20 protein-coding genes and 2 tRNA genes are annotated in these 23571 nt (G+C 69.3%); 15 read left to right on the forward strand and 7 right to left on the reverse strand.

The features are described from left to right. Nucleotides 1–141: 141 nt before the first annotated feature. The 6 genes from rsmG to rpmH all read right to left on the reverse strand — a co-directional run bounded on the left by rsmG (nt 142) and on the right by rpmH (nt 3234). Nucleotides 142–819 (reverse strand): 16S rRNA (guanine(527)-N(7))-methyltransferase RsmG, encoded by a 678-nt coding sequence (rsmG, locus tag EV386_RS14805; protein WP_130416105.1) that lies wholly within the window; start codon nt 817–819, stop codon nt 142–144. 42 nt (nt 820–861) lie between these two features. Further along, nucleotides 862–1362: a Jag family protein gene (locus EV386_RS14810; protein WP_130416106.1), complete on the reverse strand. Its 501-nt coding sequence runs from the start codon at nt 1360–1362 to the stop codon at nt 862–864. A 6-nt stretch (nt 1363–1368) separates the two neighbouring features. Next, nucleotides 1369–2325, reverse strand: a complete 957-nt coding sequence (gene yidC / locus EV386_RS14815; protein ID WP_130416107.1) for a membrane protein insertase YidC — start codon at nt 2323–2325, stop codon at nt 1369–1371. Between the two features lie 62 nt (nt 2326–2387). After that, nucleotides 2388–2708, reverse strand: a complete 321-nt coding sequence (gene yidD / locus EV386_RS14820) for a membrane protein insertion efficiency factor YidD (protein WP_130416108.1) — start codon at nt 2706–2708, stop codon at nt 2388–2390. Beyond that, nucleotides 2705–3088, reverse strand: a complete 384-nt coding sequence (gene rnpA, locus EV386_RS14825) for a ribonuclease P protein component (protein ID WP_130416109.1) — start codon at nt 3086–3088, stop codon at nt 2705–2707. The genes yidD and rnpA overlap by 4 nt, the downstream gene beginning before the upstream one ends. A gap of 8 nt (nt 3089–3096) precedes the next feature. Beyond that, nucleotides 3097–3234, reverse strand: coding sequence for a 50S ribosomal protein L34 (rpmH, locus tag EV386_RS14830; protein ID WP_034225701.1), 138 nt, complete (start codon nt 3232–3234; stop codon nt 3097–3099). Between the two features lie 472 nt (nt 3235–3706). Between rpmH and dnaA the strand changes: the two genes are divergently transcribed. From dnaA to EV386_RS14900, 15 genes are all read left to right on the forward strand, one after another. Continuing rightward, on the forward strand, nt 3707–5119 hold the full coding sequence (gene dnaA, locus EV386_RS14835) for a chromosomal replication initiator protein DnaA (protein ID WP_130416110.1): 1413 nt from the start codon (nt 3707–3709) through the stop codon (nt 5117–5119). Nucleotides 5120–5693: 574 nt separating this feature from the next. Beyond that, complete coding sequence (gene dnaN, locus EV386_RS14840) at nt 5694–6827, forward strand: DNA polymerase III subunit beta (RefSeq protein ID WP_130416111.1); 1134 nt, start codon at nt 5694–5696, stop codon at nt 6825–6827. An 83-nt stretch (nt 6828–6910) separates the two neighbouring features. Then, on the forward strand, nt 6911–7804 hold the full coding sequence (gnd, locus tag EV386_RS14845) for a phosphogluconate dehydrogenase (NAD(+)-dependent, decarboxylating) (RefSeq protein ID WP_130416112.1): 894 nt from the start codon (nt 6911–6913) through the stop codon (nt 7802–7804). Between the two features lie 42 nt (nt 7805–7846). Continuing rightward, entirely contained in the window at nt 7847–9130 is a 1284-nt protein-coding gene (gene recF, locus EV386_RS14850) for a DNA replication/repair protein RecF (RefSeq protein ID WP_130416113.1), read from the forward strand. Nucleotides 9131–9194: 64 nt separating this feature from the next. After that, complete coding sequence (locus EV386_RS14855; RefSeq protein WP_130416967.1) at nt 9195–9698, forward strand: DciA family protein; 504 nt, start codon at nt 9195–9197, stop codon at nt 9696–9698. A 326-nt stretch (nt 9699–10024) separates the two neighbouring features. Further along, nucleotides 10025–12085, forward strand: coding sequence for a DNA topoisomerase (ATP-hydrolyzing) subunit B (gene gyrB / locus EV386_RS14860; protein ID WP_130416114.1), 2061 nt, complete (start codon nt 10025–10027; stop codon nt 12083–12085). Nucleotides 12086–12146: 61 nt separating this feature from the next. Then, the gene (gyrA, locus tag EV386_RS14865; RefSeq protein WP_130416115.1) at nt 12147–14714 is read left to right on the forward strand and encodes a DNA gyrase subunit A; all 2568 of its coding nucleotides are present in this window, start codon (nt 12147–12149) and stop codon (nt 14712–14714) included. Between the two features lie 61 nt (nt 14715–14775). Then, nucleotides 14776–15558, forward strand: a complete 783-nt coding sequence (locus tag EV386_RS14870; RefSeq protein WP_242607986.1) for a DUF3566 domain-containing protein — start codon at nt 14776–14778, stop codon at nt 15556–15558. 106 nt (nt 15559–15664) lie between these two features. Next, a tRNA-Ile gene (locus EV386_RS14875) sits at nt 15665–15738 on the forward strand. Between the two features lie 78 nt (nt 15739–15816). Then, nucleotides 15817–15936 carry a DLW-39 family protein gene (locus EV386_RS18780; RefSeq protein ID WP_242607987.1) on the forward strand — a complete coding sequence of 40 codons (120 nt, stop codon included), beginning with the start codon at nt 15817–15819 and terminating at the stop codon, nt 15934–15936. A 44-nt stretch (nt 15937–15980) separates the two neighbouring features. Beyond that, a tRNA-Ala gene (locus EV386_RS14880) sits at nt 15981–16053 on the forward strand. A gap of 144 nt (nt 16054–16197) precedes the next feature. Continuing rightward, entirely contained in the window at nt 16198–17964 is a 1767-nt protein-coding gene (locus tag EV386_RS14885) for an ATP-binding protein (protein ID WP_130416117.1), read from the forward strand. Between the two features lie 203 nt (nt 17965–18167). Then, nucleotides 18168–19466: a citrate transporter gene (locus EV386_RS14890; protein WP_130416118.1), complete on the forward strand. Its 1299-nt coding sequence runs from the start codon at nt 18168–18170 to the stop codon at nt 19464–19466. After that, nucleotides 19463–21577, forward strand: coding sequence for a hydantoinase/oxoprolinase family protein (locus EV386_RS14895; protein ID WP_130416119.1), 2115 nt, complete (start codon nt 19463–19465; stop codon nt 21575–21577). Before EV386_RS14890 ends, EV386_RS14895 begins: the two co-directional genes overlap by 4 nt. Further along, nucleotides 21574–22254: a hypothetical protein gene (locus tag EV386_RS14900; protein WP_130416120.1), complete on the forward strand. Its 681-nt coding sequence runs from the start codon at nt 21574–21576 to the stop codon at nt 22252–22254. Before EV386_RS14895 ends, EV386_RS14900 begins: the two co-directional genes overlap by 4 nt. On the opposite strand, the gene EV386_RS14905 is transcribed toward EV386_RS14900, so the two are convergent. Continuing rightward, nucleotides 22224–23222, reverse strand: a complete 999-nt coding sequence (locus EV386_RS14905; protein ID WP_130416121.1) for an AraC family transcriptional regulator — start codon at nt 23220–23222, stop codon at nt 22224–22226. The two genes, EV386_RS14900 and EV386_RS14905, sit on opposite strands and share 31 nt — an antisense overlap. Nucleotides 23223–23571 lie beyond the last annotated feature (349 nt).

Here is a 23571-nt window from a genome sequence, read left to right on the forward strand (position 1 = left end):
CGGCGCGTCCACACCGCGGGGGACGGAATGCTGACGCGGACCCGGGCCTGCGTCACTGCCGCGCCACGGGACATGGCGCCGAGCTCGCCGATGCTTCACGCGAGACACGCGGGCGCGTTTCACGTGAAACATCAGACCGACTCAGCCTCGGCGCACCCGCAGGATCGTCGTCGGCTCGACCCCGGGGACCGTGACCCCCGACAGGAGCTCAGGCTCCGAGGCCTTGAACGAACGCAGCGCCTTGCGCGCAGGGTCGATCTCGCTTGCGACGTTCCGCCCTTTGAGGATGATCATCTCGCCGCCCCGGCGCAGGAGCGGCATGCTCATGCGGGTGAGCTTCGCCAAGTTGGCCACGGCACGGGAGGTGACCACATCGGCCTCAAAGGCCCCGTGATACTCCTCCGCGCGTCCGCGCCTAACCTCGACGTTCATCAGCCCAAAGCGCTCCACGACCTCTTCAAGCCACGTGGTGCGCCGCTCCATCGGCTCGATCAGCACGAGCCGCAACTGCGGGCGCATCATCGCGACAACGATCCCGGGCAGCCCGGCCCCTGAGCCGATATCGACCACCACACCCGTGGACGGGAGGTGGGGGACGAGGGCCGCCGAGTTCAACAGGTGCCGCTCCCACAGTCGCGACACCTCGCGAGGGCCGATCAGGCCCCGCAGCCCCCCCTGCTCGCGTAGGAGCTCCCCGAAGCAGCGCACGTTGTCGTACGCGTCCCCCAGAAGCTCGCGCACCATCGCGGACTCTCCGAGCGCGCGGTCCTGGGTGTCGTCCTCCACCGGCTGCGAGGGTCGCTCCAGCTCTTCGCTCATCGACCGATCACCGCACCCGGTGTTTCACGTGAAACACGATGCTCACTGGGCTGGCTGGACCACGACGTAGCGCTCGGGCTCAACGCCACGCGAGTCGCTCGACAAGCCGGCCGCGGCGACGACGTCGTGCACCACCTTGCGCTCAAAGGCGTTGAGGGGCTCGAGCGAGAGCTCGCTGCCCGTCTCCTTGACCTGGGCGACGGCCTTCTCGGCCAGCTCGGTGAGCTCGGCGCGGCGCTGCGCGCGGAACCCCGCGACGTCAAGCATGAGCCGGCTGCGCTCCCCCGTCTTCGCCTGCACCGCCAGCCGCGTCAGGTCCTGAAGCGCCTCAAGCACCTCTCCCTCGCGGCCCACCAGGTGCTTGAGCGACCCCTGGTCCTCGGCCAGGATCTCGACCGCTGCGCGTCCGTGGCGCACGTCGATGTCGATGTCGCCGTCGAGGTCGGCGATGTCGAGCAGCTCCTCTAGGTAGTCGGCCGCGACCTCGCCCTCCTCCTCCAGCTCCGAGGTGCGGTTGGTCGCTTCTGGTGTCGTGTTCGTCATGGCTCGTCAGCCCTTCTTCTTGCGGTTCTTGCGCTGAGGCTGCACCCGCTGGCCGCTCGGCTTGGGCTTCTCCTCCTCGGGAGCCACCTCGGGCACGATGCCCTTCGCGGCGAGCTTGCGCGCCTGACGCTCCTTGAGCGCGCGCTCTGCCTCCGACCCCGGCGCCGGCATGCGCTTGATGGTGTAGAACTGCTGGCCCATCGACCAGATGTTCGTCACGGTCCAGTAGATGAGCACACCCACCGGGAAGTTGACGCCCGACACCGCGAAGACCAGCGGCAGCACATACAGCATGGTCTTCTGCATGTTCGCCATCGGGCCCTCGAGGGCGGCCTTCGGCATGTTCTTCATTGTCAGCTGGCGCTGCGTGGTGAACGTCGTCGCCGACATCGCGACGATGAGCACGATCACGACGACGCGGGCGGCCATGCTCTCGGTCTGCAGGAAGACCTCGGACAGGTGAGCCCCGAAGAGGCTCGACGCCTCGAAGTCCGCGGCGACGGACTGATCGATCGGTCCGAACGACCACATCCTGTCGAAGTGGTCGCCCCGGGCGATGGGCTGGAGGTTGCTGAGCACGCGGAACAGCGCGAAGAAGATCGGTGACTGCAGCAGGATCGGCAGGCAGGAGGCGAACGGGTTCGTCCCGTGCTTCTTGTAGAGCTCCATCGTCTCGCGGGTCATGGCCTCGCGAGACGCCGGGTCCGTCTTGCCCTTGTACTTCTTCTGGACCGCCTGCAACTCGGGCTGCATGATCTGCATGCCGCGTGAGGCCTTGATCTGCTTGACGAACAGCGGGATCATCGCCGCTCGCATGATCACTGTGAGCGCGACGATCGCGAGCACCCACGCGTAGCCGGGTCCGGGGCCGAACCCGATGTGGGCGAACACCCAGTGGGATCCGTACAGGACCCAGGACACCACCCACATGATGGGGGCGAGGATCGGGTCAAAGAAGCCCATAGCGTCGTGTCTCCTTGGGGTACGTCAGAAGTCTGGGGACCCGGAGCGCGAGCCGGGAGGGTTCAGTGCTGGTGCGTCTGCGTGGCTACGCCAGCCTGTGCGCCGGTGTTGGTCGCGCCGTCCACGGGAAGAACGGTGCGGCGCGATGGCGGCACGTCGTCCACCCCACCAAGGCTCCACGGGTTGCAGCGCAGGATGCGCCAAAGCGCCAGCCCAGTCCCCCGCAGCGCACCGTGCGTGCGGATCGCCACAACGGCGTAGTGGGAGCAGGACGGGTAGTACTTGCAGGTCGGCCCCGTCATCGGGGAGACCACGACCTGGTAGACGCGGATCATCCCCACCAGCACGCTGGCGGGGATGTCGCGAATGCTCTCGATCCTCATGGGGTGCTCACCGCAGCGGCACGGCGTCCGGCGCGCTCCGATGCCCTCTCGCAGGCGGTCACGACGTCGCGGCTCAACTCCGTGAAGGTCGCCGAGCCGGCCGCCGGAAGGGCGCGCACGACGACGCGCGCGTGCGCGGGCAGTCCTGCGCCGTCGGCAATGACCGACCGCACGATCGCGCGCAGTCGGCGCTTGACGCGGTTGCGCTGCACGGAGTTGCCCACCGCCTTCGAGACGACGAAGCCGACCAGTGGCGCCGCATCCCCCTCGTTGTCCACAAGGAGGTGCACCACCACGGTCGACCGTCCTGCACGCGTGCCCTTGCGCACCGCCCGCCCGAACTCAGCGGGACGACGAAGCCGGTGCGCCGAGGGCAGCACGCGCGAGGTCAGGCGGACAGCTCGGTGCGGCCCTTGCGGCGGCGCGCAGCGAGGATCGCGCGGCCGGCACGGGTGCGCATGCGCAGCCGGAAGCCGTGGGTCTTCGCGCGACGGCGGTTGTTCGGCTGGAAGGTCCGCTTGCTCACGAGGTGCTCCTGAATGACGTCGGGTGCGGGCACGCCGCCCGACGGGTCGACGATGCTGGTTCTGGCCGGGTGTCCGGACCGGGTGTCCGGACGGAGGACCGACCGAACCGCCCCGAGGAAACTCACGTCGGAAAGTAGGCGCGCGGAAACACCCGGAACGGCTGTCCAACGCTACGCGGCTGGGCCCCCTGCGGTCAAACCGCAACGCCCTCGACGCCAGATGAGGCGAGCGCCACATCTGGTCGTGGCGCGTCATCCACAGGGTCGTCCACATGTCCACAGCGTGTGGAGAACTTTGTGGACAACTAGGGTGTGCTCGCGGCGGAGACGTGACAGACTCCCATCTCTCACCTCCCCCGCGCAACCCGAACCCGGGCGTTGGGTGCGGCGGACATGCCCAGCCCCTTGGGACAAAGAACCACGTGAGAACGCCTGGAAGAACCCCCGTAAGAACCACGTAAGGAGTGCCGCGGTGGCGGACGAGGACATCACCCAGATCTGGGCTCAGACCCTCGACGTGCTCGCGCAGCGGCCTGACATCACGGCCCGCCAGCTCGCGTTCGTCCGCCTCGCCAAGCCCATGGCGGTGGTCAACGACACGGCGTTCATCGCCGTCCCCCACGAGCAGACGCGCACGTACCTGGAGACCAGCGTCCGCGACCAGCTCATCTCCTCCATGTCGTCGGTGCTGGGCCACGACGTCCGCTTCGGCATCACGGTCGACCCGGAGCTCAGCGGTGAGAGCCTCGCCGGCCCCACTCAGGACTACATCGAGCCCGAGCAGGTCGATGAGCCGCCGGCCGTGCTGCCCGTCCCCGAACTGCCCACGCCCGGCCGCAAGTCGGCCGAGACAACGCGGCTGAACACCCGCTACGTGTTTGAGACGTTCGTCATCGGCTCCTCCAACCGGTTCGCGCACGCGGCCGCGGTCGCGGTGGCGGAGGCCCCGGCCAAGGCGTACAACCCCTTGTTCATCTATGGCGACTCCGGGCTGGGCAAGACCCACCTGCTGCACGCCATCGGGCACTACGCGCACAACCTGTACCCCCACGTGCGGGTGCGCTACGTGAACTCCGAGGAGTTCACCAACGACTTCATCAACAGCATCGGCGACAACAAGCAGGGCGCCTTCCAGCGCCGGTACCGCGACGTCGACGTCCTGCTCATCGACGACATCCAGTTCCTTCAGGGCAAGGAGCAGACGATGGAGGAGTTCTTCCACACCTTCAACGCGCTGCACAACGCCAACAAGCAGGTCGTGATCACCTCCGACGTGCCGCCCAAGCAGCTCAACGGCTTCGAGGACCGCCTGCGCTCGCGCTTCGAGTGGGGCCTGATCACCGACGTCCAGCCGCCGGACCTGGAGACGCGCATCGCGATCCTGCGCAAGAAGGCCGCCAACGAGCGGCTGGACGTGCCCCAGGAGGTCCTGAGCTACATCGGCTCGCGCATCTCGACCAACATCCGCGAGCTGGAGGGCGCCCTGATCCGCGTCACGGCGTTCGCCAACCTCAACCGCCAGCAGGTGGACCTGCCGCTCGCCGAGATCGTGCTGCGTGACCTCATCGTCGACGACGACCCCGCCGAGGTCACCCCCGCAATGGTCATCGCACAGACCGCCGCGTACTTCGGCCTGACGATCGAGGACCTGTGCGGCAGCTCGCGCTCGCGCGTCCTGGTCACGGCCCGCCAGATCGCCATGTACCTGTGCCGCGAGCTCACCGACCTCTCGCTGCCCAAGATCGGCCACCAGTTCGGCGGCCGCGACCACACCACGGTCATGCACGCCAACCGGAAGATCGCCGGCCAGATGGCCGAGCGCCGCTCGACGTACAACCAGGTCACCGAGCTCACCAGCCGCATCCGTCAGCAGCACCGCGGATAGCTCACACCGCCCGAGGCGGTCCGGAGCGAGTGTTCGAGGGCGTTGTCCACAGCCGATCAGGCGCCACGAGGCGCGCTGTCGCGCCGTTCGTACAAGTCGCGCCCACAGGTGTGGACAACCGTGTGGACAACTTGCGCCCTGTCATCGCCGTATCCCGTACACAACTGTGCACAACGCTGTGGATAGGTGTGGATGAACCCGCCTCTCGCTGTGGACCACACCCCGCCCTGCGGTGGACGGCTGTGGGGGACGAATCCCCCGTCCACAGTGGCCCCCAGTTCATCCACCGGCGCACCCCCAGCCTCTCCACACCCAGAAAAGGTCGCTGACCTGCGAGAACACGCGATTTCCCCAAGTTCCACAAGTGCTATGACGACGACTACTCATCTCTGAGAGGAAATCCACCTCGCCTTCATCGCTCGATCCGGCGCCTCGATCCCCCGCGCTGTGACGTCCTGTGACGCCGCCGTGCGCCGCGTGCGCTTCCCACGTGCCTGCGACCCCGCCACTCGCGTAGGGTGCGACTACGCAGTGACACACCGAGCGGACCGAGCAGACCGAGCAAGGGAGTGGGATGAAGTTCCGGGTCGACCGTGACGTCCTGGCAGATGCCGTGACCTGGACCGCGCGCACGCTTCCCACGCGCCCACCCGCGCCGGTGCTCGCCGGGGTCCGGATCGAGGCGGACACCACCGGCGTGATCAGCCTGGCGAGCTTTGACTACGAGGTCTCGGCGCGCTCGGAGATTCCCGCCGAGGTCGCCGAGCCGGGCAGCGTGCTCGTCTCGGGCCGCCTGCTGGCCGACATCGCGCGCGCCCTGCCCCACAAGCCGGTCGACGTCACGCTGGATGGCACCAAGGTCGTCGTGACCTGCGGCGCCTCGCGCTTCACCCTCCTGACGATGCCCGTCGAGGACTACCCGACGCTGCCCCAGATGCCCGAGCTCAGCGGGACCGTCTCCGGTGACGCGCTCACGCTCGCGGTCGCGCAGGTCTCGGTCGCGGCGAGCCGTGACGAGACGCTGCCGCTGCTGACGGGCGTGCGCATGGAGATCGAGGGCGAGCGCATCACGCTGCTGTCGACCGACCGCTACCGCCTCGCGCTGCGCGAGCTGACCTGGACGCCGGCGACCCCCGGATACTCGGCGGTCGCGCTGGTCAAGGCCAAGACGCTCACCGACGTCGCCAAGTCGCTCGGCGCGGGTGGCGGCCTCGTCAACATCGGGTTGTCCACAGGCTCGGGCCTCGACCTGGTCGGCTTCGAGGCTGGGGGCCGTCACACGACGTCGCAGCTCGTCGACGGCGACTACCCCGCCGTGCGCCGCCTGTTCCCCGAGTCGACCCCGATCCACGCCGTCGTGCCGACCCAGGCGCTCATCGACGCGGCCCGCCGGGTCGCCCTCGTCGCCGAGCGCAACACGCCCATCCGCCTCGCGTTCACCGAGGGCCAGGTCGTGCTCGACGCCGGCCAGGGCGACGACGCGCAGGCGTCGGAGGCGCTGGAGGCCGTGCTGGTCGGCGAGGACATCACCGTCGCGTTCAACCCGCAGTTCCTGCTCGACGGACTCTCGGCCCTCGGCACCGACTTCGTCCGCCTGTCGTTCACGCACCCCAACAAGCCTGTCGAGTTCACGGGACAGGAGTCCCTCGACGGCGAGGACTCCGCCGAGTACCGGTATCTGCTCGTGCCGATCCGCTTCGCGGGCTGACCAGTCCGCGACGGGACGGTCGCCCGCGCTCCGGGCAGGCGGTCCCGAGCCTGTTCACACCCCTGTACATGCGAGGAGCAATCATGGTCAGCCACATCGGTCTCGTCGGCCTCGGCAAGATGGGTCACAACATGCGTGCCCGTCTGCGCCGGGGAGGCATCGAGGTCACGGGCTTCGACCCCCGGCCCGAGGTGACCGACGTTGCGACGCTTGAGGCGCTGGTGGAGGCCCTGCCGTCGGGCAAGCGCGTGGTGTGGGTCATGGTTCCGGCCGGCGAGCCGACCCGTGGGGTTCTCGCGGAGCTCGGGAAGGTCCTGACCAGCGGTGACATCGTCATCGAGGGCGGCAACTCGCACTACGTCGAGGACCAGGAGCGGGCCGCCGAGCTCGCCGAGAAGGGCGTCGGCTACGTCGACGTCGGCGTCTCGGGCGGCGTGTGGGGTCTGGAGAACGGCTACGGCCTTATGGCCGGCGGCTCGAGCGAGGACATCGAGGCGCTCATGCCCGTGTTCGACGCGCTGCGGCCCGAGGGTCCGCGCGCGGAGGGCTTTGTGCACGCCGGACCCGTCGGCGCCGGCCACTTCGCCAAGATGGTCCACAACGGCATCGAGTACGGCCTCATGCAGGCCTACGCCGAGGGTTACGAGCTGCTCGCCGCCAAGGACCTGATCACCGACGTCCACGGCACCTTCAAGGCGTGGCAGCGCGGCACCGTGGTGCGCTCCTGGCTGCTGGACCTCATGGTCCGGGCGCTGGAGGACGACCCCAAGCTCGCCAAGCTCGACGACTGGGTCGAGGACTCGGGCGAGGGACGCTGGACGGTCGACGAGGCGATCGCCGCGGCCGTGCCGCTGCCCGTCATCTCGGCCGCGCTGTTCGCGCGCTTCGCCTCGCGCCAGGAGGCGTCGCCCGCGATGAAGGCCGTGGCGGCCTTGCGCCAGCAGTTCGGCGGCCACGCGGTCAAGTCCGCGCAGTGACGCGGCACGGTGGTTGAACCCGTCCAGCCACCGAGAGGACCCATGTACGTCTCGCACCTGTCGCTCCTGGACTTCCGCTCGTACGCGTCCGCCGACGTCGAGCTGGAGCCCGGGCCGAACGCGTTCGTCGGGCGCAACGGGCAGGGCAAGACGAACCTGGTCGAGGCCATCGGCTACGTCGCGACTCTCGGCTCGCACCGTGTGGCGAGTGACGCGCCGCTGGTGCGGGCGGGCGCGGAGCGCGCCGTCGTGCGCACGCGTGTGGTCCGCGGCGACCGGGCCTCGACCATCGAGCTGGAGATCACTCCGGGCCGCGCCAACCGCGCGCGCATCAACCGCGGCCAGCTCGGCCGGGCGCGTGACGTGCTGGGCATCTTGCGCACCGTGCTGTTCGCCCCGGAGGACCTGGCGTTGGTCAAGGGCGACCCCGACGGGCGCCGCCGACTGCTCGACCAACTGGTGGTGCAACTGCTGCCGCGCGCCGCGGGCCTGCTGAGCGACTACGAGCGGGTGGTGCGCCAGCGCTCGGCTCTGCTCAAGTCGTTGCGCGGGCTGCGCGCCGCGGGGCGTAGCGCCGATCTGGCCACGCTGGAGGTGTGGGACGCGCGGGCGGCCCACCTCGGGGGGCAGATCCTGGCCATGCGCCTGCAACTCGTCCAGGCGTTGCGCCCTCAGGTGCGCGCCGCGTACGCGCAGGTCAGCGACTCGGACGGCGAGGCTGAGCTGGGTTACCGGGCGAGCCTGGACGCGTTTGCCGCCGACGACGGCGCGCCGAGCAGCCTGAGCGCGCCGACCGGCGTGAGCGGCGCCGGGCTGCTGCCCGACGACGCGGCCGCGCCCGTGGCCTCGGCGGACGACCTGGAGCGGGCCTTGCTCGAGGGGATGGGCGCCGCGCGCGGCCGCGAGGTCGAGCGCGGGGTCAGCCTGATCGGCCCGCACCGTGACGACCTGGTGCTCACGCTCGGCGCCTTGCCCGCGAAGGGCTACGCGAGCCATGGTGAGTCGTGGTCGTTCGCGCTCGCGCTGCGTCTGGCGTCCTTCCACCTGCTCGGCGGTGACGCGCCGCTGCTGCGCGGGGAGGGCGAGAGCGCGTCAGGTGCGCCGTCGTCGTTCTGGATCCCGGACCACGGCGTCGACGGCGATCCGGTGCTGGTGCTCGACGACGTCTTCGCCGAGCTCGACGTGCGCCGCCGTGAGCGGCTCGCCGAGCTCGTGGCGCCCGCGCGGCAGGTGCTGGTCACCGCGGCGGTGCCTGAGGACGTGCCGCCGGGTCTGATGGCCACGCGCTTCGAGGTGACGAGCGGAAGGGTCGCCCGTGCGGCCTGAGCCGGACGCGCCGGGCGCCAACCCCGCGGGCGCCGACGCCGGCTCGGGGCCCGATCCGGACGACGTGCCGCCGACGCCGCCTGCTGAGGTCGCTCGGGCGGCGCTCAACCGCGCCCGTGCGGCGGCGCGCGCCAAGGGGCTGCGCCCGGGATCGCCGGCGCGCCGCTCACCGCTCGCCGAGCCGCGCACCTCGGGCGCCGGCCCGACGGCGCGTGACCCGCAACTGCTGTCCGACGTCGTCGGGCGGCTCATGCGCGACAAGGGCTGGCGCGACGAGGTCTCGGTCGGCGGCGTCGTCGGGCGCTGGCGCGAGGTCGTCGGCGATCAGGTGGCCGACCACTGCGCGCCCGAGACGTTCGAGGACAAGGTGCTGGTGGTGCGTGCGAGCTCGACGGCGTGGGCCACGCAGGTGAGGCTGTTGGTCCCGACTCTGCTGCGGCGGTTGGGCGAGGAGGTCGGCGAGGGCGTGGTCGAGGACGTCAAGGTGCTCGGCCCGGCGGGGCCGGGATTCCGTCGCGGCCCGCGGTCGGTGCGCGGGGGCCGTGGACCGCGTGACACCTGGGGATGAGGGCCCCGCAGCGCCACGCGTCGGCCCTCGAAAGAACGATTTCCACAGGCGTGTGGACAGTTATGCGCAGGTGTGGAGAACTCTGTGGACATTCGGGTGCGCCGCTGTCGCCCCATGACGATCAAGGCGTGCGTCGAAGGTGCTGTGATCCGCGGATTTGCGCCCCGAGACGGTAGACTAGGCAGGTCGCCCCGGTGTCCGTGGGCCCTGTGTGAACCGCCTTCCGAAGCCGCTGATCGGCTCGTGCTGCGCCTCGCGGGGACTGGCCGGGTGCGACGGCGCACCGGTCCCGCGGTGCGAACGGACATCGAGGAGCGAACCGGCCTGTGGCGAATCGGAACGACGGCGGATACGACGCCGGGAACATCACCGTCCTGGAAGGTCTCGAGGCCGTCCGCAAGCGTCCGGGCATGTACATCGGCTCCACGGGTGAGCGCGGCCTGCACCACCTGGTCTACGAGGTGGTCGACAACTCGGTCGACGAGGCGCTGGCCGGCTACGCCGACACCATCGACGTGACGCTCCTGGCCGACGGCGGTGTGCGCGTGGTCGACAACGGCCGCGGCATCCCCGTCGCGGTCCACCCCACCGAGGGCAGGCCGACGGTCGAGGTCGTCATGACGATCCTGCACGCCGGCGGCAAGTTCGGCGGCGGCGGTTACGCCGTCTCGGGCGGTCTGCACGGCGTCGGCATCTCGGTGGTCAACGCCCTGTCGACGCGTGTGGTCACCGAGGTCGCGCGCGACGGCTACCGCTGGCGCATGGAGTTCGGCGACGGCGGGCACCCCACGACCGAGCTCGAGCGGCTCGATCCCACGCAGGAGACGGGCACGACCCAGACCTTCTGGGCCGATCCGACGATCTTCGAGACCACCGAGTTCGACTTCGAGACGCTGCGCGCCCGCTTCCAGCAGATGGCGTTCCTCAACAAGGGCCTGACCATCAAGCTCACCGACGAGCGCGCCGGGCACGCCGAGGTACAGGACGAGGTCGTCGGCAGCGCCGAGCACCCGGCGCGCCCCCACCAGGACGCCGAGGGCGTCGTCGTCGCCGATCACGACGACGACCCGTCGACTCCCCCGGTGCGCACGGTCACCTACCGCTACGACGGCGGCCTGACCGACTACGTCAAGCACCTCAACGCGGGCAAGAAGGTCGACCTGGTCCACCCCGAGGTCATCGACTTCGAGGCCGAGGACACCGAGCGGCGCATCTCGGTCGAGGTGGCGATGCAGTGGACCAGCGCGTACAGCGAGTCGGTCCACACCTACGCCAACACCATCTCGACCACCGAGGGCGGCACGCACGAGGAGGGCTTCCGCGCGGCCATGACCACGCTGGTCAACTCCTACGCGCGCGACAAGGCGATCCTCAAAGAGAAGGACGACAACCTCACGGGTGACGACATCCGCGAGGGGCTCACCGCCGTCGTCTCGGTCAAGCTGGGCGAGCCCCAGTTCGAGGGCCAGACCAAGACCAAGCTCGGCAACACCGAGGCGAAGACGTTCGTGCAGCGCGTGGTGCGCGAGCAGCTCACGGACTGGTTCGACTCGCACCCCAGCGAGGCCAGGGACGTCATCCGCAAGGCCATCTCGGCCTCGCAGGCGCGCATCGCGGCCCGCAAGGCGCGCGAGGCCACGCGCCGCAAGGGCATCCTGTCCAGCGGCGGCATGCCCGGAAAGCTCAAGGACTGCCAGTCGAACCGCGCCGAGGAGTGCGAGGTCTACATCGTCGAGGGTGACTCGGCGGGCGGCTCGGCGGTGCGCGGGCGCAACCCGCACAACCAGGCGATCTTGCCCATCCGCGGCAAGATCCTCAACGTCGAGCGCGCGCGGCTCGACAAGGCGCTGTCGAACCAGGAGGTCCAGTCCCTCATCACGGCGTTCGGCACCGGCATCGGCGAGGACTTTGACCTGTCCAAGCTGCGGTACCACAAGATCATCCTCATGGCCGACGCCGACGTCGACGGTCAGCACATCGCGACGCTGCTGCTCACGCTGCTGTTCCGCTACATGCGCCCGCTCATCGAGCACGGATACGTCTACCTCGCGATGCCGCCGCTGTACCGCATCAAGTGGTCGAACGCGCCGCACGACTACGTGTACTCCGACAAGGAGCGCGACGCGTTCGTGCGCGACGGCCTCGCGGCCGGCAAGCGCATGCCGAAGGACAAGGGCATCCAGCGTTACAAGGGTCTGGGCGAGATGGACTACCAGGAGCTGTGGGAGACCACCATGGACCCCGACGTGCGCACGCTGCGCCAGGTCACCATGGACGACGCCGCCGCGGCCGACGAGATCTTCTCGATGCTGATGGGCGAGGACGTCGAGTCGCGCCGCAGCTTCATCCAGCGCAACGCCAAGGACGTCCGCTTCCTCGACATCTAGCGCCCTGCGCGTGAGCGCGCCCGGGGCGAGTGAGCTAAAACCACCTAAAGGATCTGAACGTATGACGGACGAGACCACCGACGTGCCCGAGCTCCCCGAGATCCACCACGGCCGGATCGAGCAGGTCGACCTCAACCTCGAGATGCAGCGCAGCTACCTCGACTACGCGATGAGCGTCATCGTGGGCCGCGCGCTGCCCGACGTGCGTGACGGCCTCAAGCCCGTGCACCGCCGCGTGCTCTACGCGATGTACGACGGCGGCTACCGCCCCGACCGCGGGTTCAGCAAGTGCGCCCGCGTCGTCGGCGACGTCATGGGCAAGTACCACCCGCACGGTGACTCGGCGATCTACGACACGCTCGTGCGCCTCGTGCAGGACTGGTCGCTGCGCTACCCGCTCGTGGCGGGACAGGGCAACTTCGGCAGCCCCGGCAACGACCCGGCGGCCGCCCCGCGGTACACCGAGTGCCGCATGGCCCCCATCGCCATGGAGATGGTCCGGGACATCGACAAGGACACCGTCGACTTCCAGGACAACTACGACGGCGAGGAGCAGGAGCCGGTCATCCTGCCGGCCCGCTTCCCGAACCTGCTGGTCAACGGCTCGGCGGGCATCGCCGTCGGCATGGCCACCAACATCCCGCCGCACAACCTGCGCGAGGTGGCCGAGGGCGTGCGCTGGCACCTGGCCAACCCCGAGGCGTCCCGCGAGGAGCTGCTCGCCGCGCTGCTGCAGCGCATCAAGGGCCCGGACTTCCCCACGGGCGCGCAGATCCTGGGGACCAAGGGCATCGAGGAGGCCTACCGCACGGGCCGCGGCTCGATCACGATGCGCGCGGTGGTCAACGTCGAGGAGATCCAGAACCGGATCTGCCTGGTCGTCACCGAGCTGCCCTACCAGGTCAACCCCGACAACCTCGCGGCGAAGATCGCCGACCTGGTCAACGACGGGCGCCTGGCCGGCATCGCCGACATCCGCGACGAGACCTCGGGCCGCACGGGCCAGCGGCTCGTCATCGTGCTCAAGCGCGACGCCGTCGCCAAGGTCGTGCTCAACAACCTGTACAAGCACACGCAGCTACAGGACACGTTCGGCGCGAACATGCTCGCGCTGGTCGACGGCGTGCCGCGCACACTGAGCCTCGACGCGTTCATCCGGCACTGGACGAGCCACCAGATCGACGTGGTGCGCCGCCGGACCGAGTACCTGCTGCGCGACGCCGAGAAGCGCATCCACATCTACGACGGCTACCTCAAGGCCCTCAACGCGCTCGACGACGTCATCGCGCTCATCCGCCGCTCGCCCAGCGCCGATGAGGCGCGCGTGGGCCTCATGGAGATGCTCGACGTCGACGAGGAGCAGGCCAACGCCATCCTCGCGCTGCAACTGCGGCGCCTGGCGGCCCTGCAACGCCAGGAGATCCTCGACGAGCACGCCAAGCTGCGGGCCGAGATCGAGGAGTACAACGCCATCCTCGCCTCGCCGGTGCGTCAGCGCGCGATCGTCGGCGAGGAGCTCGACGGCATCGTCGAGAAGTACGGCGACGAGCGCCGCACGCACATCCTGCCCTACGACGGCGACATGTCGATCGAGGACCTCATCCCCGAGGAGGAGGTCGTCGTCACGATCACGCGCGGCGGCTACGCCAAGCGCACGCGCTCGGACGCCTACCGCCAGCAGCGGCGCGGCGGCAAGGGCGTGCGCGGCACGCAGCTGCGCGAGGACGACATCGTCGAGCACTTCTTCGTCACGACGACGCACCACTGGCTGCTGTTCTTCACGAACTTCGGCCGGGTGTACCGCGCCAAGGGCTACGAGCTGCCCGAGGGGTCGCGCGACTCCAAGGGCCAGCACGTGGCGAACATGCTGGCCTTCCAGCCCGGGGAGCGCATCGCCCAGGTGCTCGACCTGCGCGACTACGACACGGCGCAGTACCTGGTGCTGGCCACCCGCCGCGGCCTGGTCAAGAAGACCAAGCTCCAGGAGTACAACTCGCCGCGCTCGGCGGGCCTGATCGCCATCAACCTGCGCGAGGACGAGGAGGGCAACCCCGACGAGCTCATCGGCGCGATGCTGGTGGACTCCGAGAACGACATCATCCTGGTCTCGCGCAAGGGGCAGTCGATCCGCTTCCCCGCGAACGACGACACGCTGCGGCCCATGGGCCGGGCGACGTCAGGCGTGACGGGGATGAAGTTCCGCGACGGCGACGAGGTGCTCAGCGCCGCCGTCGTGCGCGAGGACGCCTTCCTGTTCACGGTCACCGAGGCGGGCATGGCCAAGCGCACCGCGCTGTCGGTCGACAACTACCGGCAGCAGGGCCGCGGCGGCCTCGGCATCCGCGTCGCCAACCTGCCCGAGGAGCGTGGCGACCTGGTCGGCGCCCTGGTGGTCGACGAGGACGACGAGGTGCTGGTCATCATGGAGCGAGGCAAGATCGTGCGATCGGCGGTCGATGAGGTGCGCGCCACCGGCCGCACCACCCAGGGCGTCACGTTCGCGAAGCCGGACCGCGGCGATCGGATCATCGCCGTCGCGCGCAACGTCGAGCGCCGTGAAGAGGACGAGTCGGCTAGCGTGGACGACGCGGCCGCGGCCGAGGCGCCCGCCGGCGCCGATGAGAAGTGACAGGGACGCGAGGGGAACGATGACGACGCCGAAGGACAAGACCGCGAGGAGCGCTCCCCCCGTGCCCCCGCCGCCCGCGCCTGCGCCGGCCAAGCCGGCGGCCGGCGCCCAGGACGGCCGGGTGGACGCCGCGGAGGACACGACGGCGTCCGACGGCGCTCGTGCGGGCGCCGTCAAGGCGGCGCGTGCGGCGCTCGCCGCGGCCCGTGACGCCGCGCGGCGTGTTCAGGGCGCGGGCGAGGATCAGCCGACCAACGCCACACCCCAGGCGGCGGGGACGCCGTCGTCGGGGGCGCCGTCGTCGGGAGCGAAGTCGGCCAAGGCCGCCGGCGCCGCCCGATCGGGCGGCGCGAGCGAGTCCCAGATGCACTACACGGCGGGCGGCGTCCGCCTGACGGCCGACGGCGGCCCGGGCGCAGGCGGACAGGCGGCGCCAGGGCCCGCAGGCGCGGCGCGCCCCGCGGCGTCCGCGCCCGTCAGCGGGCCGCGCCGCGTGCGCCTCACGGTCTCGCGCGTCGACCCCTGGTCGATCATGAAGCTCGCGTTCCTGCTCGCCGTGGCGATCGGCATCATGACCGTGGTCGCGGCGGCGGTGTTCTGGTACGTGCTGGACGGGTTGCAGGTCTTCGACAAGGTGCAGCAGTTCATCAATGAGGTCGTCGGCCAGCAGACCAACGTGGACCTGACGCAGTTCGTCGCGTTCGACCGGGTGGTCTCGCTCGCAACCCTCGTCGCGGTCGTCAACGTGGTGCTGCTGACTGCGCTGTCGACCATCATGGCGCTGCTGTACAACATCACCGCCGCGCTCGTGGGCGGGGTGCACGTGACTTTGACGGACGACTGACGCCACGCGGCGGACGTCACAGGCCCGCGGGCTCGGATCGTTTTGGTGACCGGGCCAGGGCTGCGGTAAGGTTTCGTGCTGCACGCGCCCCGCAAGGCGCGGGCCCGGGGCTATAGCTCAGACGGTTAGAGCGCTTCCCTGATAAGGAAGAGGTCGGAGGTTCAAGTCCTCCTAGCCCCACTCACACGGCGTCCCGGCGAACCTCGCGGGGGCGCCGTCGCCGCAAGGCAACGGATCACGAAGACGAGGAGGCATTCGATGAAGAAGCTGGTCTTGCTCCTGATCGCCGCTGCCGCGGGATACACCGTCTGGCGCCGGGTCTCCGGCGGCAACGCGGAGCGCGACCTGTGGTCGGAGGTTACGGACGCGCTCGACTGAGGTCCGCGCCCTGCGGGGCGTGACCGGCACGTGCGAGCGTGCGCGGGGCCATGGCGCAATTGGTAGCGCACCTGCTTTGCAAGCAGGGGGTTAGGGGTTCGAGTCCCCTTGGCTCCACACCAGATGACCTGGGCCGAAACCTTCGGCCCAGGTCACTTTTGTCTCCTGGCCCACATGCGGGCACATCCGTCGCGCGGCGCGCCTGACGCGGTAACTACACTGACGTCTGTAGTGACGACAGTGAACTACAGTGAGGGTGCCATGGAGACGAGCCAGGGGCCAATCGAGCACGTCATCGCGCGACTGCGCGCAGCGGCGACGGATCTCTCGTTCGTCGAGGTGAAGAAGGCGGCCGGAGGACTCCCCAAGGATGTCTGGCCGACAGTGAGCGCGTTCTCCAACGGCGACGGCGGGCTCATCATCCTCGGGCTCGACGAGTCGGCCGGCTTCGCTCCGACGCAGGGCTTCGAGGCCGCCGCCATTCGAGACGGGCTGAGTGAGGGCTTGCGGCCTCGTGGTGGAGGGGAGTCTCCGGGTCCGGTCAGCCCTCGGCCGCTGGGCTCGATCGACATTGCGGTCATCGACGGAGCATCGATCGTCGTCGCCGACATCGAGCCTCTACCGGCGGCGATGAAGCCCGCCTTCGTGACGACGCAAGGCAAGGAGGGCGGTACCTATGAGCGGGTCGGTGACGGCGATCGTCGGATGAGCACCTATGGCGTCTTCCTCCTCTCGACCGACGGCGCGCAGCCGCGCCTGGACACCGAGCCTGTCCGTGGCGCGTCCCTGGACGACCTCGACGGGGAACAGCTCGAACGGTTCATCGCCAGACTGCGTCGTCGTCGCCCGCGATCCGTTGCGGACCTGGCCTCCACGGTCGACATCCTGACGCGCCACAACGTGCTGGCCCCCGACGGACAGACCCCCACCCTTGCCGGACTGCTCGCCTTTGGACGCTACCCGCAGCACTCGCTCCCCCAGGCGATGGTCACGTTCGCGGTCTACCCAGGAAGGACAAAGGACGTCTACGTCGGTGAGACCCGCATGCTGGATCGCCGAGTGATCGAGGGCCCGATCCCGGCCATGGTCGACGACTGCGTCCGCGCGGTGCTGCAGAACATCCAGGTGCGGCGCGTCGTCGTCGGCGCCGGAGCCCGTGACGAACCAGAGATCCCTGAGGTGGCGATCCGTGAGGCCGTCACGAATGCGCTCACACACCGCGACTACAGCCCGTGGGCGCTGGGCGATCAGGTGCGCGTCGAGCTGTACCCCGATCGTCTTGAGGTCACGAACCCAGGAGGCATCTGGGGTGGACGCCGCGTGCTCGATCTCTTCGACGGGTCCTCGCGTTCCCGCAATGCCGTGCTCTCCGCCATGCTCGCCGACGTCCCGATGCTCGACCGTGACGAGTCCGTGTCCGAGAACGCGGGATCCGGGATTCCGACGATGACGGGCGCGCTCGGGCGCGCGGGGCTCGCCGCGCCCCGCTACCTCGCCTCCGTGACCTCGATGACGGTCGTGCTGGATCGGCACGGCCTGCTCAACCCGGAGACCGATCAGTGGCTCGCCGGCATCGGAGCCGACTCGCTTGAGCCGGACGCTCGCCGCGCGCTCGTGCTGGTTCACCGTGGCTACGCGGTCGACAACCAAGTCTTGCGGGCTCAACTTGCCATGGACTCCGCGGACGCACGGGCAGTCCTGCGCGGCCTGGTCGACGAGGGATGGCTCCAGTACCCCCGGCGAACGGACGGCGCCTATCGCGAGGGTCAGCGCCTCGAGGCTGCCAAGACCCTCTTCCCCGAGCCGGTGGGCGACGTCCGACTGGAGGGGTCCCTCGACGAGAGGATCATCGAAGCCCTGACCCCTGGACCAGAGCTGTCGGTCCACGAGATCGGAGAGCGGCTCGGCACGACCGCCGGGTCGCTTCGCCCACGACTGCGTGTCCTCGTGGCACAAGGGGCGATCGTCGCCACGGCACCGCCGACGAGCAGGAGCCGGCGGTACCGGCTCGCTCGCGCGACGACCTGACGGGTTCATCTGTTCCACGAGCAAACTCGCCAAGAATTGTCGCACAAAACGAACAGAATCATTGTGTGGTGATTCACAGGCGGTGCGCTTGCGATCCTTTCGATGCGCAATGACACTTCTTACCAGCGCTTGGACCCCGAAGGCGGATGAGCCTTTGGCATGCCTGCGCGACGTCGAACTCAGTGCTGAGAAGGGCATCTACTGTGGTCATTGCGCAAGGGATTCTGCTGCTCGCGACATTCGCGGCGCTGATCTACTACTGCTTCAAAGGCGGGAACCTTCTCATCGGGTTCCTGGTCACCTCGGTGCTCTGGTGCGTCATCGCACAGGTGCCCGTCGCCACGGTTGTGACCGATGTCTTTCAAGCGTCGGTCGGCGGGTATGGCGGGACGATCGCGATCATCGTCTTCGGCGCGTGGTTCGGCAAGGTCATCGTCGACACCGGCATCGCCGGGTCGATCATCAAGAAGGTTGTCGAGCTCGCCGGCGACAAGGCCCTGCTCACGACAATCCTGCTCGTCGTCGTGTGCACCGCCATCTTCACCTCGGCGTTCGGCGTCGGCTCCGTGATGGCGATCGGCATGATCGTGTTGCCGATCATGTTCAGCATGGGCGTGCGGAAGAATGTGGCGCTGGCCGCGTTCATGTTCTCGGTGGCCGGCGGGATGTGGCTCAATATCGCGTACGTCTCCCAGTTCTACGTGTTCTTCGGGGAGAACCTCTACCAGCGATCCGAGTACATCAGGTTCGCCCTCGTCGCGACCGCCATTCACGTGATGATCGCGATCGCCTTTGTCGTCTTCCACCACATCCGCAGCAAGACGCGGGTGCGGCTCGCCTGGGCGGCTCCCGCGCCGAGCGCCATCTCCGACGCGACGCGGTCCGCGCCCGTCTACTCGTTCGTCGTGCCGTTCGTGCCGATCGTGATGGTCGCGATCTTCAAGTGGCAGCCCGTTCCGTCGTTCCTCGTCGGCATCCTGTTGGGCATGCTGCTGACGGGGAACCTGAAGAGTTACCGCCGTCTTGTGGACGTGGCTCAAAAGACCCTCCACGACGGCATCTCGGAGTGTGGTCTTCTCATCGGGATGCTGTATGGAATCGTGATCTTCCAGGCGGCCGCGGCGCAGGCGGCCCCCATCCTCCAGCACCTGCTCGGTGGGCTCATCCCGAGCAACCCCCTCGTCCTCGCGCTCGCCTTCGGCGTCCTGGCGCCACTCGCCCTCTTCCGGGGGCCGCTGATGATCTTCGGTTCGGGCGCCGCGACGGTCGCGATTCTCCAAGCCACAGGCAACTTCGAGAACTGGACGATGTTCGCGCTCTTCCTGGTCATGCCCGTCGCGGTCGTGGCGAACACCTGCCCGACGCAGTCGTGGGGCATGTGGGGACTGTCGTACTCGAAGGTTGAGCCGCGCACGTACCTGGCGACGGGCGTGCTGTGGTCGTGGGCGCTCGCGCTCATCCTTGAGCCGGTCGCCTACGCGATGATCGGACGCCTGTCGTGAAGGTTCGCATCGGCATCGACGTCGGTGGGACGCACACCAAAGCGGTGGCCATCGACGCGGACACCAACGAGATCCTGTCCAAAGGCACAGTGATGACGACCCACCACCATCCTCGTGGTGTGGCCCAGGGTGTCGTCGACGCGTTCCAACGGTGCCTGGAGAACGGGGACGTGGACCCGTCCGACGTCATCTTCATCGCGCACTCGACGACTCAGGCCACCAACGCGCTCCTTGAGGGTGACACCGCCGTCGTCGGGGTGGTGGGCATCGGCAAGCGCGGTCTGGAGGGATGGCTCAGCAGGAGGCAGACCGAGATCCGCGACATCGACCTCGGCACGGGCAAGTCCATCGAAGTGCGCTCCGCCTTCATGACGTCGAAGGAGTTGACGGCGGACAGCGCCCGGGGCGTCGTCGACGAACTTCGGCGGCAGGGCTCGCAGGTCATCGTCGCGTCCAAGGCCTTCGGGGTCGACGACCCGACCGAGGAGGAGTTGGTCGGCGCGGCCGCACAGGCCTGCGCGCTGCCCACCACGACGGCCTCGGCGATCACCAAGCTCTACGGCCTCAAGACGCGGACACGGACTGCCGCGCTCAACGCCTCGATCCTGCCGACGATGCTCACGACGGCGAACTCGACCGAGGCCGCGGTCCGTTCCGCCGGGATCAGCGTCCCGTTGATGATCATGCGCGGCGACGGCGGCGTGATGCGCATCGACGAGATGCGGCACAAGCCGATCCTCACGATGCTGTCGGGCCCGGCGGCGTCCGTCGTCGGGGCCCTGATGTACCTGAGGGCCTCGAATGGCATCTACTTCGAGGTCGGTGGCACATCGACCAATATCGGCGTGATCAAAGACGCTCGGCCCACCGTCGACTACTCCGTGATCGGAGGGCATCGCACCTACGTCAACTCCCTCGACGTGCGCGTCCTCGGCGTCGCCGGGGGGTCGATGGTCCGGGCATCCACGGGCGCGATCACCGACGTCGGGCCGCGGTCGGCGCACATCGCGGACCTGCCCTACGCAGCGTTCACGGACCCCGACCTGCTTCAGGGTGCGACGCTGTACAGGTTCCAACCGCGCCCGGGTGACCCGGACGACTACCTCGGGGTTCGCCTCGCGAACGGCGACTGCGTGACGATCACGACGACCTGCGCGGCGAATGCGGCCGGGGTGTTGAGCCCCGGCGACTTCTCGACGGGATCGCAGAAGTCGGCGCGCGCGGCGGTCGGGCTGCTCGCCGCGGAGCTGGGATTGACCATCGAGCAGACGGCGAAGCAGATCCTCGACCGCGCCTGCGCGAAGATCACGCCGGTCGTGGACGAGTTGATCGCGAAGTACAAGTTGGAGCGCGAGCAGGTGGTGCTGGTCGGGGCAGGCGGCGGCGCCGGCACCCTGCTCAGGCACACCGGTGAGACGACAGGGCTGCCCTACCAGATCCCTGACAACGCCGACGTCATCTCGTCGATCGGGGTGGCCCTGGCCATGGTCCGCGAGATGGTGCAACGCACGATGCCCAACCCGACGGCGGCCGAGATCGTCGAGCTCAAGAAGGAGGCCGCGAGCCTCGCTCTGAAGGCGGGCGCCGTCGAGGACACCATTGAGCTCTTCCTGGAGATCGACGACCAGACGCAGACGGTCACCTGCATCGCCGTCGGCTCGACGGAGGTGCGCACGACTGACCTCACCCGTCAGGCGACGTTCGACGAGGCGCGCCAGATGGCGGCGCAGTCGATCGGCCTTTCGGCCGCGGAGGTGAGCCTGCACGCAGACACCGGCCATTACTGGGTCTTCGGTGCGCAGAAGGAGGGGCGGCGACCGCTGCGCGTCGTGGACCGGCAGGCGTTCATCAAGGTGCAGCGCAGCAACGCATCATGTGTCCTCGCCGACACGCAGGACGCGGACGCGGCGCTGCGACGGGCGTGGAGCGAGTCGGGCAACTACTCCATGCAGATCGCCTTGCAGCCGGACGCGTTCGTGCTGCGCGGCGCCAAGTTGGTCGACTATTCCGGGCTGCCCGACGTGAGCCAGGTGGCCGACCTCATGGCGAGCGAGTTCGCGGATCCGAGCGATGAGCCGTTCGTCATCCTGACCGCCCGGAACGAACTGTGAGCGCATCCGTGCGCGCCGCGAGTCCCGACCGTGTGGACGCGGCCGGCGCCGCATGGCGGCGTGGAGGTCTCGAGACCATCGCCCGGAGTTCGGTCGGCGCGTCGCTCACTCGCGCCCACATCGAAGACCTCCTCGACCAGGCGGAGGGCGCCGCACAGGCGTCTTTCGCGGAGCTGACCCGGGTGCTCGGGCTTCGCGCTCCCGAGGACTATGTGCGGGAGTTCGCGTTACGCGTCGAAGAGGTGGGTCAGGCGTGGCCGCTGCCGTATTTCGCGCTGTATGACGGCGACGCGCGCGTGATCGAACTCAACACCACGCTGATCGCTGAGGTCGAGTCTCACCTGCGCGCCATGGGCCGGGAGGACCTCGTCGGCGAGGGGTTGCTGCGCCAGGTCGCCGTTGCCCACGAACTGCACCACCACTTGTGTCGGATCCCCGGCCAACCGAGGTCGCTGGTGCGGCGGTGGCGAGAGCGATCGACGGCGAAGGTGCGCGAGCTCCTCGAAGAGCTGGCGGCCGAGCGCTTCTCCCAACTGCTCGTCGGGATCGGGCATGCGCCCCAGGACTACGTGCAGGCGGCGGCGCAGTGGGTTCGAACCCGCGGGGAGGGCGGCACGAGTGCGGGTGGGGCCGCGGGCGGGCCCCCTCACAGCGGGCTGATGTGGCCGCGGCCCTGACCTGAGGCGGGCGTTGCCGCTCGTGTGCGCCCGGGCCCCACACCGAGGTCATCGTCCGGCGCGAGGCGTTGGCGCCGGTACTCGGTGGGGCTCAGGCCCGTCGCCGTATGGACCACGCGCCGCATGCGCGCGAGGGAGCCGAACCCGGTGCGGCAGGCGATGCGGTCAAGGCTCATGTCGATCAGGTGCGGATCGGCGAGCAGCGCCAGAGCGTGTTTCAGACGTGCCGCCGTGATGTGCTCCGCGACGCTCTGGTCTGATCCTGCGAAGAGGCGTTGGAGCGACCGCGTCGACATGCCCAGCTCGGCCGCGACGGTGGCGGGGCACAGGTCGGGGTCGGAGTGTCGGGTGGCGATGTGCTCCAGCACCCGCACCCTGCTGCGCCGCTGCACGGGTGCGGGCACGCCGCCGCTGGGTGGGAAGGCGAGCACCGAGAGCAGCACGGCCTGAGCCAGGTGCTCCAGGCTGCTGCGGGCCGCGGGACTGATGCCGCGCTCATCGCGCCGCACGATCTCGGCGAAGGCGGCCCCGGCCGCGTGCAGCACGGGGCAGTTGGCCCGCCAGGCCAGCGTCGGCACATCGTGAAGCGCGTCGGCGAAGGCCGTGCCCTCGACGTCGACGTCGAGGTGGACGCGAGTGACGTTCCCTGTGCTCTCGTACAGGTACTCCTCCCACCCATGAAGGAGGGCTCCTCCCCCGGTCTCGATGCGGACAGAGCGGCCACCGGCGCTCAGGGTCGCGGCGCCCGCCAGCATGATGAGCAGCCGGACACAGCGACGTGGGCGGCCGAAGTTGTCCCCCGGGCGCAGCACTGCGACCGCGGTGTGGTGCGCGTGGGCCACCGTGAGCCCGTTGAGCCGAGACATCGCGAGGGTGAGGCGAAACTGCTCACGGTCGGCGCGCGTGTGCGCCGTGCCGCCGAAGGCGGCCAGTCCCGGCGCCCCGGTCAGACGCACGACGCTGCGCACGTCCGGGGTGGATTCCGCGACCAATGTCGCGGGGCTCGGAGCCGGTCGCAAAGCAGTGTGGCCTGAGTCGGTCGGCGGCCGGTCGGGTGACAAGCGCAGAGCGGTGACGGAGTCGCGCACGCTTGGAGGCTGGCACACGTGTCGCGAAATCGCTCTCCACTGGTCGCGACTGCACGCGCCGTGACGCCTAGTGGCGTCTGCTCATGACGCGATCTGGCGCTTGGGCGTGCGGAGCCCGCGACGGCGAATCGACGCGAGAGGCTGCCTGACCTGCGAGTCGACGGCGCGTGACGGTCCACTCGGGCCCGAGACGGGTCGCTGCCCGCCGGGCTACGCCGTCGGCCTGAGG

Source organism: Xylanimonas ulmi, from assembly GCF_004216535.1.
In the GTDB taxonomy this organism is placed as follows: domain Bacteria; phylum Actinomycetota; class Actinomycetes; order Actinomycetales; family Cellulomonadaceae; genus Xylanimonas; species Xylanimonas ulmi.